General features: G+C 70.2%; 13 protein-coding genes and 1 pseudogene. 7 read left to right on the top strand and 7 right to left on the bottom strand.

The genetic code is table 11. The annotated features are described in order from the left end of the window. Positions 1 to 40: 40 nt before the first annotated feature. From ACFVX6_RS23065 to ACFVX6_RS23055, 3 genes are all read right to left on the bottom strand, one after another. Complete coding sequence (locus ACFVX6_RS23065) at positions 41 to 1,696, bottom strand: AMP-binding protein (protein WP_389694276.1); 1,656 nt, start codon at positions 1,694 to 1,696, stop codon at positions 41 to 43. Further along, positions 1,693 to 2,505, bottom strand: coding sequence for a class I SAM-dependent methyltransferase (locus ACFVX6_RS23060; RefSeq protein WP_389694274.1), 813 nt, complete (start codon positions 2,503 to 2,505; stop codon positions 1,693 to 1,695). The genes ACFVX6_RS23065 and ACFVX6_RS23060 overlap by 4 nt, the downstream gene beginning before the upstream one ends. A 143-nt stretch (positions 2,506 to 2,648) precedes the next feature. Then, positions 2,649 to 3,608 carry a helix-turn-helix domain-containing protein gene (locus tag ACFVX6_RS23055; RefSeq protein WP_389694272.1) on the bottom strand — a complete coding sequence of 320 codons (960 nt, stop codon included), beginning with the start codon at positions 3,606 to 3,608 and terminating at the stop codon, positions 2,649 to 2,651. 266 nt (positions 3,609 to 3,874) lie between these two features. On the opposite strand from ACFVX6_RS23055, the gene gap reads away from it, so the two are divergent. The 3 genes from gap (at position 3,875) to hisC (ending at position 7,145) form a co-directional block, all read left to right on the top strand. Continuing rightward, the gene (gene gap, locus ACFVX6_RS23050) at positions 3,875 to 4,882 is read left to right on the top strand and encodes a type I glyceraldehyde-3-phosphate dehydrogenase (protein ID WP_389694270.1); all 1,008 of its coding nucleotides are present in this window, start codon (positions 3,875 to 3,877) and stop codon (positions 4,880 to 4,882) included. A gap of 74 nt (positions 4,883 to 4,956) precedes the next feature. Then, a complete protein-coding gene (locus ACFVX6_RS23045; protein ID WP_389694268.1) occupies positions 4,957 to 5,871 on the top strand; it encodes a pyridoxamine 5'-phosphate oxidase family protein in 915 nt (304 codons plus the stop codon). A 185-nt stretch (positions 5,872 to 6,056) separates the two neighbouring features. After that, positions 6,057 to 7,145 carry a histidinol-phosphate transaminase gene (gene hisC, locus ACFVX6_RS23040; RefSeq protein WP_389694266.1) on the top strand — a complete coding sequence of 363 codons (1,089 nt, stop codon included), beginning with the start codon at positions 6,057 to 6,059 and terminating at the stop codon, positions 7,143 to 7,145. Positions 7,146 to 7,163: 18 nt separating this feature from the next. On the opposite strand, the gene ACFVX6_RS23035 is transcribed toward hisC, so the two are convergent. Both ACFVX6_RS23035 and ACFVX6_RS23030 read right to left on the bottom strand, forming a co-directional pair. Beyond that, positions 7,164 to 7,505, bottom strand: a complete 342-nt coding sequence (locus ACFVX6_RS23035) for a DUF6415 family natural product biosynthesis protein (RefSeq protein WP_389694264.1) — start codon at positions 7,503 to 7,505, stop codon at positions 7,164 to 7,166. An 88-nt stretch (positions 7,506 to 7,593) separates the two neighbouring features. Next, complete coding sequence (locus ACFVX6_RS23030) at positions 7,594 to 8,850, bottom strand: helix-turn-helix domain-containing protein (protein WP_389694262.1); 1,257 nt, start codon at positions 8,848 to 8,850, stop codon at positions 7,594 to 7,596. A gap of 645 nt (positions 8,851 to 9,495) precedes the next feature. Between ACFVX6_RS23030 and ACFVX6_RS23025 the strand changes: the two genes are divergently transcribed. Next, positions 9,496 to 10,071 carry a MarR family transcriptional regulator gene (locus ACFVX6_RS23025; RefSeq protein WP_389694260.1) on the top strand — a complete coding sequence of 192 codons (576 nt, stop codon included), beginning with the start codon at positions 9,496 to 9,498 and terminating at the stop codon, positions 10,069 to 10,071. Then, the gene (locus ACFVX6_RS23020; RefSeq protein WP_389694258.1) at positions 10,065 to 10,475 is read left to right on the top strand and encodes a hypothetical protein; all 411 of its coding nucleotides are present in this window, start codon (positions 10,065 to 10,067) and stop codon (positions 10,473 to 10,475) included. The genes ACFVX6_RS23025 and ACFVX6_RS23020 overlap by 7 nt, the downstream gene beginning before the upstream one ends. Here the strand turns inward: ACFVX6_RS23020 and ACFVX6_RS23015 are convergent. Both ACFVX6_RS23015 and ACFVX6_RS23010 read right to left on the bottom strand, forming a co-directional pair. Then, positions 10,415 to 10,941, bottom strand: a pseudogene (locus ACFVX6_RS23015) (ABC transporter permease); the annotation flags it as partial. The gene ACFVX6_RS23020 and the pseudogene ACFVX6_RS23015 overlap by 61 nt on opposite strands. An 82-nt stretch (positions 10,942 to 11,023) precedes the next feature. Then, the gene (locus ACFVX6_RS23010) at positions 11,024 to 11,692 is read right to left on the bottom strand and encodes a DUF4097 family beta strand repeat-containing protein (protein ID WP_389694256.1); all 669 of its coding nucleotides are present in this window, start codon (positions 11,690 to 11,692) and stop codon (positions 11,024 to 11,026) included. Between the two features lie 175 nt (positions 11,693 to 11,867). Here ACFVX6_RS23010 and ACFVX6_RS23005 point away from each other — a divergent pair, with 175 nt between their 5' ends. Further along, complete coding sequence (locus tag ACFVX6_RS23005; protein WP_389694254.1) at positions 11,868 to 11,990, top strand: hypothetical protein; 123 nt, start codon at positions 11,868 to 11,870, stop codon at positions 11,988 to 11,990. 149 nt (positions 11,991 to 12,139) lie between these two features. Next, the gene (locus ACFVX6_RS23000) at positions 12,140 to 12,712 is read left to right on the top strand and encodes a dihydrofolate reductase family protein (protein ID WP_389694252.1); all 573 of its coding nucleotides are present in this window, start codon (positions 12,140 to 12,142) and stop codon (positions 12,710 to 12,712) included. Positions 12,713 to 12,725 lie beyond the last annotated feature (13 nt).

Genomic DNA, 12,725 nt, shown 5'->3' with positions numbered 1-12,725 from the left:
CGTTCAGGGCGGGCCCGCCCTGAACGCACCACCCGTACGATCAGGCCGCGGTGCCGGCCGGGACGGAAGCCAGGCTGTCCTCGAAGCTCTTGCGGAGCTGGGCGCGGCGGAGCTTGCCGATGCCGGTCTTGGGGATGTCGGACCGGTCGACGGGCAGCAGGTGCGGTACGTCGACGCCCAGCCGCTCGCGGACCCGCTCGCGGATCCGTTCGCCCTGTTCGCCGGTGATGGTCCCGGCGCGCGGGCTGAAGAAGACCGCGAGCTCCTCGGCGCCGCCGGGCTCGGCGGTGACCAGGGAGGCGACCGTGTACGAGGGCTCGATGAAGTCGAGTTCCTCGACGGCGGCCTCGATCTCGTGGCCGTGGTAGGCGATCTCCCCGAGCTGGATGACGTCGTCGGTGCGGCCGGTGACGGTGAGGATGCCGTTCTCCACGTACGCCAGGTCGCCGGTCTTGAACCAGCCGTCGTCCGTGAAGGACTGCCGGTTCTGCACGGGGTTGTCGTAGTACCCGGAGGTGATGGTCGAACCGGTGACCTGGAGGCGGCCGGTGATGCCCCACGGCACGAGGGCGCCGTGCTCGTCGACGACCCGGATGCGGGTACCGGGCTGCGGGCGGCCGACGGGCACGTAGCGGTCGTCGCCGGCGGCGGCCTCGGTGAACTGGCAGTCGGCCACACCGGCGGTGGTCTCGGACATGCCCCAGCCGGGGAACATGGCGGTGGCGGGCAGCCCGTAGGGGGCCAGCAGGTCCAGGAAGCGGCGGACGACGCCGGAGCGGACGGCCTCGCCGCCGTTCATGATGTAGCGCAGCGGGCTCAGGTCCCAGCCGCGGCCCTCGAAGCGCTCGGCCTGGTCGTTGACGAGCACGAAGGCGAAGTTGGGCGCCCAGGTGGTGTCGGCCCGGTGGGTGGACACGGCGTCGAGCCAGCGCAGCGGGTCTTCCAGGACCCACTGGATCTTGGCGTGGACCTGGGCGGCGCCGAGGAAGACGTCGCGCGCGTGGAACATGACGAGGCCGCCGATGTGGTCCAGCGGCATCCAGTTGAAGGTGCGGGTGTTCGCGTCGAGCTTGTTCACGCGGGAGGTGGCCGCGCTGCGCGTGAGGATGTTGCGGTGGGTGAGGCTGACGGCCTTGGGCACGCCGGTGCTGCCGGAGGTGAGCAGCAGGACGGCCGGGTCCACGGCGTCCGGCTCGTGCCAGGCGAGGTCCGGATCGTGGGCGGTGCGCAGGCTCTCAACGTCGCCCAGGTGGGCGGCGGCCCAGCCGGCGTCGGCGGTGACGGCGGGCGCGATCTCCTGGCCGGTGCCGGTCAGGACGCGGGGGCGGCCGTAGCCGGCCCAGACGCGCTCCAGCAGGCCGGGGCCGTTGACCGCGTCGGCGCTGACGGGCAGCGGCAGGAAGCCGCCGAGGACGCAGGCCCAGAAGCCGGAGAGGAGGTCGGCGTCGTCGGCGGACTGCAGGATGATCTTCTCGCCGATCGCGGCGCCGGAGGCGCGCAGGCCGGCCAGGACGCGCGAGGCGTCGTCGAGGAGCTCGGCGTAGCTCTGGTGGGCCTCGGTGCCGTCGGCGCGGATGTACGTCACCCCGCGGCCGTCGCTCTCGGCGACGGCGCGGACGAGGGCGGCGCCGAGGTGCGCGACGCCGGTTTCGGGGGCGGGCCCGCCGTCGAGCAGCGATATGCCGGTGCCGGTCATGCCTGGTTCTCCTCTTGCTGAGCGGTGTCGGACGCGGTGTCGGACGTAGTGTCGGCGGGGGTCGCGGTGGCCACGATGACGAGCGGGCCCCGGCCGTGGAAGGGCGCGGGCTCCTTGCGGAACCCGCCGTACTCGGCCGTGATGGTCAGTCCCGCCGCGGCCAGCAGTTCGCGGACCTCGGGCCCGGTCAGGACGGCCTGGTCGAAGAAGTTGTCGTACATGGCGACCGTGCCGTCCTCGGTGCGGACCAGCAGGGTCTCCTCGTTGCGCCAGTTCGCGGCGTGCGCGTTGATGAACTGGCGGGCGAGGCGGGTGATGAGGACCCCGTCCCGGCGGTGGTGGCCGACGCTGTTGGGCTGGAAGGAGTCGACGAAGTTCAGGAGGTGGCCGAACTCCAGGACGACCTGCCCGCCGGGGTTCAGCAGCTCGCGGACGGAGCGCAGGACGGCCGGGAGCCGGCCGCGGTCCAGGTAGTTCAGCGTCATGAACAGGCTGTACACGAGGTCGTAGCGCTCGTCGGTGCGGTACTCCTCGGCGCGGGCCTCCACGTAGGAGATGCCCTCGTCGCCGGCGGCCCGGGCGTACTCCAGGAACGCGGCGCTCTGGTCGACGCCGGTGCCGTGGTGGCCGCGCTCGCGCAGGGCGCGCAGGTTGGAGCCGGTGCCGCAGCCCAGGTCGAGTACGGTGCCCGCGTCGGGGAGCAAGGACGCGAGGAACTCCGTCTCGGCGTCGAGGTTGCGGAAGTCCTTCCGCATGATCTCGTAGTACTCACCGGGGAATTCGAAGCTCGTGCCGGTCAAATCCGTCATCCTCCTCGGATGTCAGTGCTCGTCGGTCGTCGGTGCTCGGCGGTACTCGTGGGTGCTCGGCGGTACTCGTGCTCGGCGGAACGCGTCGGTCGTCGCCGTCCGTCGCCGCTCGGCGGCTGCCGTCCCCTAGGGCCGGTCGGGCCCTAGGTGGGCACGGCCTCGCGCATGGTCCGGTAGCCGCGCGGGGTGAGGCCGTACCGGTCGCGGAAGAGCCGGCTGAAGTGCGAGGCCTGGTAGAGGCCGGACCGTTCGCCGATCACCCCGACGGGCAGGTGCTCGAGCCGCGGGTCGCGCAGCTCCGACCGGCAGCGGGCGAGGCGTTCGTCCCGGATCCACCGGGCGGGGCTGGTCCCGTGCTCCTGGAAGATCCGCTGGAGGTAGCGGAGCGAGATGTTGTGGTGCTCGGCGACCGCCTGCGGGGTGAGGTCGGGGTCCGAGAGCCGTGCACGGATGTACGACTGGATGTTGAGCATGAGGTCGTGCCGGGCCACCTCGTCCTCGGCGGCGACGTGGCGCAGCCGGTCGGCGAGGACGGCCGCGGTCAGGCCCGCCACGGTGGCGCCGACCCGGTCGACGGCGGAGTGGATCTCGGTGCCGTGGTCGTGGAGTCCGGCGAGGAGCTGGGAGAGCAGGGCTCCCGCGCCCATCCGCCCGCACCAGCCGGTGGCGGTGAGCTTGGCGGTGTCGCCGGCCGACATGCCGAGGTGCCGGTGCGGCAGCTGGACCTCGACCAGGTGGAAGGGCCGGGGCAGGAGGAGGCGGTACGGCCGGCTGGTGTCGCAGCAGATGATCTGCGGGCCGCTCGCCTGGCCCCGGCGGCCGTCCTGGTGGACGTGGATCTCGCCGGCCAGCGCCCGGAACACCCGCAGGGACTCGGAGGGGTCGGGGCGGATGTGGCGGCCGGGGCGTACGGCCTCGTGGGCCTCCCCGGTGACGAGGGAGATGGTGACGTCTCCGAACTCGCGGCGGACGGTGGTCCCGTACACGGACTCGCCGTGCGCTCGGATGACCCGAGCCGTCGTACCCATGGCGGGCGGGGCGGGCGCGGCGAGCGGTGGACTGCGGTCCGGCACGAATGCGCTCGGCCCGCGAAGGGGCAGCATGTCCATCGGTCTCCTCGCTCCGGGAAGCGTCGTGTCATCGTGACAGGCAGGCCCATAAAAACATACCTTCATGCACGTACTCGAACACCATCAGATGTTCCGATACACAAGGCCCTACCTCGACTTTCATGCGTAAACAGGCCATGAACAGGCGCATTTACGCAAGCCAGCCGACAAGTCGGCCGGTACAGTTGAGGACGAGGACTGGCCGGACAACGCGGCTTCACGTGCGGTCATGGATGTAGTTTCCGAACGAGGGGTATCACGTGACGATCAAGGTCGGCATCAACGGATTCGGCCGCATCGGCCGCAGCTTCTTCCGCGCCGCCCTTCAGCGGGGCACCGGCCTGGAGGTGGTCGCCGTCAACGACCTCACCGACGCCGCGACGCTGGCCCACCTGCTCAAGTACGACAGCACGCTCGGCCGGCTCGGGCACGAGGTCAAGGCCGTCGAGGGGAACCTCGTCATCGACGGGCGCACCATACGCGTGACCGCCGAGCGCGACCCCGCGAAGCTTCCGTGGGGCGAGCTGGAGGTGGACGTCGTCATCGAGTCCACCGGTGTCTTCACCGACGCGCACAAGGCCCGCGCCCACCTGGAGGCCGGTGCCCGCAAGGTCATCATCAGCGCGCCCTCGAAGAACGAGGACCTGACGATCGCCTTCGGCATCAACGACGAGCTCTACGACCCGGCCGTGCACGACATCGTCTCCAACGCCTCGTGCACGACCAACTGCCTGGCCCCGCTGGCCAAGGTCCTCGACGACGCGCTCGGCATCGAGCACGGCCTGATGACCACGGTCCACGCCTACACGGCGGACCAGAACCTCCAGGACGGTCCGCACAGCGACCTGCGCCGCGCCCGCTCGGCGGCGACGAACACCGTGCCGACCACCACCGGCGCCGCCAAGGCGATCGGTCTGGTCCTGCCGCAGCTCAAGGGCAAGCTCGACGGGTACGCGCTGCGCGTGCCGATCCCGACGGGCTCGGCCACCGACCTCACCGTCCGCGTCGGCCGCGCGACGACGGTCGAGGAGGTCAACGAGATCTTCGCGAAGGCCGCTTCGGGCGCCCTCGCGGGCATCCTCACCTACACCGACGAGCCGATCGTCTCCAGCGACATCGTCACCGACCCCGCGTCGTGCATCTTCGACTCGGGCCTGACCAAGGTGATCGGCGACGGCCGCCAGGTCAAGATCGTCGGCTGGTACGACAACGAGTGGGGCTTCTCCAACCGTGTCGTGGACACCGCCCTGCTGATCGGCGCCCGCTGACCGGCGCCCCGTAGACGGGCGTCCGCCGACGGCAACCCCGTCGGCCCCGGCGCCCGTCCCGACCGGAGGTTCCCGTGATCAAGACCCCCCATCACGAGGGTGAACAGGCCGTCCAGAAACAGGCCGGCGAAGGCGGTCCCGGCTGGGGATCTCCGATGTTCGACGACGTGATCCAGCCCGGCTTCGACCAGTACCTGATGCGCCAGCGCATGCTCTTCCTGGGCGGCGCCGACGCCACGGGCGCCATGTGGTCCTCGCTGGTCACGGGCGACCCCGGCTTCGCCCTGCCCACGAGCCGGCGCACGATCACGCTGTCCTCCCTGCCCGTGCCGGGCGATCCGCTCGCCGAAGCCTTCGCGGAGACGGCCGACATCGGGCTGCTCGCCCTCGAACCGCACACGACGACCCGGATCCGGATCAACGGCGTGGCGCGGCGCGAAGGGGAGTCGCTGCACATCCGCACCGAGCAGGTGCTGGGCAACTGCCCGAAGTACCTCCAGGTGCGGGTGCCGGTCGCGGACGGGCCCGCGTCGGCGACCCGGGAGACCCGGGACGGCGACGCGCTGACGCCCGAGCAGGAGAAGTGGATCCGCGGCGCGGACACCTTCTTCATCGCCAGTCAGGCCGACGGCTACGGCGCGGACTCCTCGCACCGGGGCGGCGACCCCGGCTTCGTCACGGTGGCGGGACCGCGCAGGCTCGTATGGCCCGACTACTTCGGCAATTCCTTCTACATGACCTTGGGCAATCTGCAGCTCAACGAGAACTGCGGACTGCTCTTCCTGGACTGGGAGTCCGGCCACACCCTGCAACTGACGGGCAAGGCTCGGATCAACTGGGCAGAGGGGGACCGGGCCGACGTGCCCGGAGCCCTGCGGATGTGCGAGTTCGACATCGAACGCGTGGTGCAGATCGACGGGGCGACCCGGCTGCGCTGGGCGTTCGGCGGTCCCTCGCCCTACAACCCGCCGGCACCGGCGCGGGGCTGAACCCCCTCAGCCCCCGCGCCGTCCCCCTCCCCCGGTCCCCTGGTCACCGTCCGGCCGTGCCGTCTCCCCCGTCGGTGCGGCCGGACGGTGTTGTACGCCCTGCCCGGCACGCTGCCCATCCGTTCGAGGACCCATCCGTTCGAGGACTCTCCCGCTCGAGGACTCCCCCGCTTAAGGACTGCGCCATGCCCACCACGCCCGCCACGCCCGGTCCGGTCCTGCCCCGGCTGCGCGCCGACGTCTCGACGGTCCCCGCCTACGTGCCGGGCCGCGCGGCCCGCGACGAGTTCGTCGACAAGCTCTCCTCGAACGAGAACCCGTACCCGCCGCTCCCGTCGGTGATCGCCGCGGTCGAGACCTGGCTGGGCCGCCTCAACCGCTACCCCGACCCCGCCGCGGCCGAGCTCGTCGCGGAACTCTCCGGGCGCCTCGGCGTGCCCGCCGACCACCTCGTGCTGGGCACCGGCTCGGTCGGCATCACCCAGCACCTGGTCGCCGCCGCCGCGGGCCCGGGCGACGAGGTGGTCTTCGCCTGGCGCTCGTTCGAGGCGTACCCGCTGCTGGCCTGGGCCGCCGGCGCGACCTCCGTCCAGGTCCCGCTGCGCGACGAGACCCACGACCTGGACGCACTGGCCGACGCGGTCACCGACCGCACCCGCCTGGTCTTCGTCTGCAACCCGAACAACCCGACCGGCACCGCCGTACGCCGCGCCGAGCTGGAACGCTTCCTGGACCGGGTGCCCTCCGACGTCCTGGTCGTCATCGACGAGGCCTACCGCGAGTTCGTCGGCGAGGACCAGGACGTCCCCGACGGCATCGAGCTCTACCGGGACCGCCCCAACGTGGCGGTGCTGCGCACCTTCTCCAAGGCCTACGGACTGGCTGCGCTCCGCGTCGGCTACGCGGTGGCCCATCCGCACGTGACGGCGGCCCTGCGCTCCTGCTCCGTACCGCTCGGCGTGAGCGGCCCCGCCCAGGCCGCCGCCCTGGCCTCCCTGCGGGCCACCGAGGAACTCCGCGAGCGGGTGGCCGACCTGGTGGCGGAACGCGACCGCGTCAGCGCCGGCCTGCGCGCGGAGGGGTACGAGGTCCCCGCCAGCCACGCCAACTTCGTCTGGCTCCGCCTGGGCTCGCGCACCTCCTACTTCGCGGACGCCTGCGAGGCGGCCGGCCTGATGGTCCGCCCCTTCGGCGACGAGGGCGTCCGCATCACGATCGGCTCCCCGGACGCGAACGACCGCCTCCTGAAGACGGCGGCCCACTGGGACCACTGACAACGTCGGCCTCACACCTCATCCGGTCGCCTCATCACCTCGTACCGGCTCCCGGTCCCGGACGGCTTCCGCGAGGTTTCGCAGGATGCGGGCCAAGGCCCTGGCATGGTTCCGGTTCGCGTGGTCACCGCGGCTCGACGGACCCACGTCGATGAAGTACGACCACTCGCTCAGAGCGGCTCCCGCACGTTCGGTCCGCTGGGCCGCCGGAATCTGGGACACCTCAGTGTGAAGTTCGCACCCCGCCGTGATCAGACCATCGACCAGGCGGGCCACACTCTCGGCGTCGGGGCGCTCCGCATAGGGAGCCAGAGCTCGCGCCGTAAGTTCCTCAACCGTCGGTGTCCTGCTGGGGTTCATCCTGATGCTCCCTACCGTCGGCAGCGGGTGGTCGAACCAGGGTGACGGCGAGGCAACTGGAAAAGGGGCCCGATTTGGGCCCCTCTCCCTACGCGGCCAGCATGCCGATGTCGACGGCCAGTCGACTGGCCCGTTGTCGGCGCTCCGGCACCCGCGACGCGGTCTCTTCCAAGACGATCGAGCGGGCGTACCCGTTGTAGCGGATCGTCTCAGGAGCGGCCGCGTGCGCCTGCTCCAACGTGGCCAGCGCAGTCTCGCGCTGCCCATCGAGGTAGTAGGCGCGAGCCTGCTCGATGCGGTGCCGAGCCCGGCGCGGCCGGGACGGGATCGCGTCGGTCTCAGCCTGGTTGGCCTGCCGTACGGACTCTCCGCCGGCTCGGAGTTCCACCGCGACCGTGACGCCGTGCGCCCCCATCACAGCTCTGCCGAAGGACGTCACGCGATGGAAGTAATTGGCGGGCAGCTGCCGGGAAACACCACCTGCCCGGTCCCACCATCCCCACGCGGTACCGGTGTCACGGCGTTTCGCAGCGGTGAGTCCAGCCTCGACGCGGAGAGCTCCCGTGATCGCCTGGACGTCGAGCGGGGCGTCGGGTAGTCCGGGCTCCAGCAGTCGCAGTGCTTGCATGACGAGTTCGTCCGCCTCGTCGTAGTGACCCGGTCCGGAGTCCCGGTGCGCCTGCGCAGCCAGCCACGCTGCCACACCGATCGCGTGCAGATCCTCGGATTCCTGCGCAGCGACCATGCCACGCTCGGCCACCCGCCACAACAGAGACGGGTCCGGTTGGTAGGCGACGAAGAACTGGGCGAGGAAGAACGTCTCCGCCTGGAGGGCGAGGGCCGCGCGGCGGTCGCTCGCGGTATCGGCCTGTCGGACGCCGAGCTGCGCGTCACGGAGCAGTCCCGGCAGCAACCGGCCGATGATCTCGCGGTGGTTGGGCGCCCCATGGCGGGCGGCCCATGCGGCATCCAGCGCGGCCCGCAGATACGCCTTCGTGGGTGCCTCCCGAGTGCCGGGCGCCGGGTATGCAGAGAGCGCGGCGCGGACTGCGGGGAGACGGTCGTGACCGGGCCCGAGGAACAGGTCCGTGTGCGGTTCGGCGCCGACATCGCCCACGAGGTCGTTCAGGCGGCGGACGCGGAGCACTTCGGCGATGCGGAGGATCTCGGGCAGGCGCGGCATTCCTATGCTGCCGGTTTCGATCTTCTTGACCCACGAGGCCTGGTGGCCGAGCAGACCGGCCAGTTGCTGGCGGGTCATGCCTCGGCGGTTGCGGTAGATCTGGACACGTTGCCCGAACGCGACGGGGTTGTCGTACGGGTCGGGGGGAGCATCGGAAGACACGGCCTTGCCCCTTCGTTGTGCAGCTCGACACCGACCAGCGTAGGCCCGTGTCGGGCCCAGCCACAGAAGGTGCGCCCAGTACAGCCCGCAGCCGGTATCCGGCGTACGGGTGCTACTCCGCACCACAGACGGCATCAGCCACTGTGCTGCTTGCCTACGACGGAACCCCACTCGGCCTGTCACCGGATGGGGACCGTAGCGGAGAAGCGAGCACCGGAGCGCAGCGCAGGGCGCAGCCCACCCGTGGAGTCCGCAAGGTGCCCACCGGCATCAGTTGCTCTTATTGAAAAGAGGGCGCTTCCGAAAAACGTGCTCTGACCTGCGAGTTCGCCAAACCCGATGTGTCAGCGCTGACACATCGAAAGACGAGGATGTGTCAGTGGGCAGCACATCCGACGGAATTTTCTCCCAGTGGAATGGGAGAAATACACAAAGTCCCTGGTCAGCGAAGAGCAAGCCCTCGGTGCGCACGAGAGAGGTGTCGGCGCCGACACTCAAAAGTCATACCGGCTGGGAGATTTTGTCCCAGTGGACTGGGACAACCCGCTAGGCTGCGTGACGACTTCCCCGTATGTGAGGACGGAACCCACCCACATGGCGCGCCCCCAACCCAGCCGCCGAGCCTCCGGCTCGCAGCCTCCGCTCGTGCCCGTCTCCGCCACCGGCGAGGAGTTCAGGGAGACCCTGACCGAGAAGTTCGCGGACCTCCTCGGAGAAACCCCGGTGCGGGGCCGGCCGGTCCAGCGGGTCGATGTCGCTGTCCGGGTGACCCAGCGCGCCCCGCACGAGATGTACGGGACGGCGGGCTTCAGCGCCGTCAGCAACGAGTTCCTCAGCGAGGTCCTCGCCGTCCTCATCGCCCAGCACGGCATGTCGCCCATCCAGTCCGCCGTCCTGGTCTGGTGCATCGGCAAGCAGAAGGAGGGCTGGGTCAAGGCGACGCACAAGCTGATCGCCGAACGACTCGGAGTCGAGCGTGCCAACGTGAGCCGGGCCGTCAGCCGCCTGGAAGAGTGGCACATGATCCAGAAGGTCCGCCCCGGTGTCCTCTTCGTGAATCCCCTGATCGGCTTCATGGGCAACGGGGATCGTCAGCAGGAGATCCTGGCTAAGCTGCGGCAAGGGGCTCCGGAGAACGCGTTTCCCCTGCTCAACGCTCCACCCGCCCCACGAAGCACGCAGTTGGAACTCGGTCAGGACCAGGAGGAGGCGGCATGCTGATCCAGGCGACCTTCGGGCACGGAATGCTCCACAGGCTGGAACTCTCCCGCGGCGCCCAGGACCTTCTGAGCGCGCTGATCGACCTTCAGGAGCCGGGTGGCGAGGTCCGGATGTCCCAGCAGGAACTCGCGGCTCGTGTGGGCCTCGGCAAGAACGCCGCTTCGACCGCCATGGCCTCGTTGGTCGACCGGCACCTCGTTCTGCGCCCGGAGCACAGTTACCGCACCTACATCCTGCATCCCTACATCGCGGGCTACGAGACCGTCGAAGCCCTCGCGACCGCGGTACGGGAAGCAGCCCGCAGCATCCAGAACGGCACGCTCGGCGAACCGTCGGCCCCCCGCTACGAAACCGCGCCCCCCAAGAGACAGCACCGAGAACTCCGGGCCGTCAGCGGCGCGTAACCCGGGCTATGAACGAGGCGGCGCCACCCGTTGTTGCCGATCTCGGTGCCGAGCAGCAGCCCGCGCAGGGTCTCGATGGCCGGGGTGAAGGGCTGGTACTCGGCGATGGGCCGGAACCATCCGGGCATCCCCTCGACCGGGACGAAGGCGCTGGACAGCAACGGCAGCAGGCGATCCAGGTGAGCCCCAGGGCGAACAGTACGAGGAGCCCGAACGCCGCCAGCCATTCCACGGCAGTGGCGTCCGTGCACCGGAAGCCGATGGCCACGGCGACGGCGCCCACGAGGACCACGCTCATCACGCACTGGATCACGCTGCCGACGACGTGCCCGATGAGCACCGAGCCGCGGTGGATCGCCATGGTGCGGAAGCGGGCGATGATGCCCTCGCTCATGTCGTTGGAGACCGACACCGCGGTGCCGATCGTGGTGCTGCCGATGGTCATCAGCAGCAGGCCCGGCACGAGGGGACGGTCTTGTCGCCGTAGGACTTGCGCAGCCCGTTCGACGTGATGGCCCAGCTGGTCATGAGGGGTGCTCCTTTACGGGTCAGAGGCTGCGGGTGGTGATGTCGCCGTAGGCGGTGGTCGCGTGGATGTCGAGGCCGGCGGCGGCGCCGTCGGCGTTGTGCAGGGCGTTGTGGATCCGGCCGTGGGCGGCGCCGGCGTCGAGGGTGGTGCTGACCCCGCGGGCGGCGCCGACCGAGATCTCGCCGTACTCGGTGCGCAGTTCGACCGTGCCGCGCAGGGCCTCGGCGATGTGCAGGTCGCCCTTCTGGGTGCTGATCCGGGCGGGGCCGCCCAGGCGGCCGACCGAGACGTCGCCGGCCGCGAGGGTCAGGTGGGTGCTCGCGGCCTCGTCGAGCTTGACCGAGCCCCGCGCGCCCTCGAAGACGACGTCACCGAGGCGTCCGACGCCCCGCAGTTCGGCGTCGGCCGCCTTCGCCTCGACGCGGGAGCCGGCGGGCAGCTGGACGGTCACCTCGATGGAACCGGAGGCGCCCAGGAGCTGGTTCTTCGCCGGGGCCGCGATCCGCAGGACCCCGTCGGCGTACTCGACCGAGGTCTGCTCGGCCGCCTTCACGTCGCGGCCCTTCGAGGCGTCGGCGGGCCGGACCTCGACCGCGGTGTCCGCGCGGTCCGCGGCGATGAAGCGGACGGTGCCCGCGGGGATGTCCAGAACGGCGGAGATCGGGGTGGGGGTGGCGAACTTCTGCATGATTCTCTCCTGCGAGTCGTTGTTTCCGATGAGGGAAAAGCTACGTTGCTTTCCATATTTCGACAAGCAACTCATTGCAGAGAATCTCAATCCATGCAGGTCAAAGGCGGTAAATCGTTGCGAAGGCTCAAAGTTGAATGCAACGACAGGGAACGGACGTTGCAATGAATTGGAAGTGAAGGCTACGGGGATCCCCGGCGACGGCTTCTCAGGAACGACCGCTCGTCGGCCGAGCGAGTACGCCGAGCTGCCCGCCGAGACGGTGCGGCAGGCGATGAGCCACGCGGCGGCCTTCTGAACCAGAAGCAGTTTCGCGGGGACCGATGAGTTTTCCTGGGATCAGCAGTCTTAGATCATGAAAGGCGCGCCGCAGCAGCCACGGAAGTGGCCGCGGGGGCGCACCGGACGGACCTGCCGAGAGCCAGCCACGAGATCCGAGGACCCACGATGCGCACCCTGATCAGCTCCGCCTTCATCTCACTCGACGGCGTCGTGGAGGCCCCCGGCGGCGAGCCCGGGTACCGGAACTCGGGCTGGACCTTCAAGGACGTCGAGTTCCTGCCCGAGGCGTTCGAGATCAAGGGCCGGGAGCAGAAGGAGGCCTCGGCGATGCTGCTGGGCCGGACGAGCTACGAGGCGTTCAGCCCCGTGTGGCCCGCCATGGAGGACTTCGCCGACTACAAGGTGATGCCGAAGTACGTCGTCTCCACCACCCTCGCCGAGGACGACCTGGTGTCGGACTGGGGCGACACCACGATCCTGCGCACCCTCGACGAGGTCGCCGCCCTGAAGGAGACCGAGGGCGGCCCGATCATCGTCCACGGCAGCGCCTCCCTGAACCGGGCCCTCTCCGACGCCGGCCTGATCGACCGTTACCACCTGCTCGTCTTCCCGCTGCTGCTCGGCGCGGGCAAGCGGCTCTTCAGCGCCACGGACAAGGACGCGCAGAAGCTGAAGCTCGTCGAGCACGCGGCCTACGCCAACGGCCTGCAGCTGAACGTCTTCGACGTCGTCCGCTGACCGGAGCGCGAGC

Source organism: Streptomyces sp. NPDC058289, assembly GCF_042880975.1.
Lineage (GTDB): Bacteria > Actinomycetota > Actinomycetes > Streptomycetales > Streptomycetaceae > Streptomyces > Streptomyces stoeckheimensis.
Note: the sequence above shows the minus strand (reverse complement) of the source record. Positions and strands in the feature narration are given on the sequence as shown.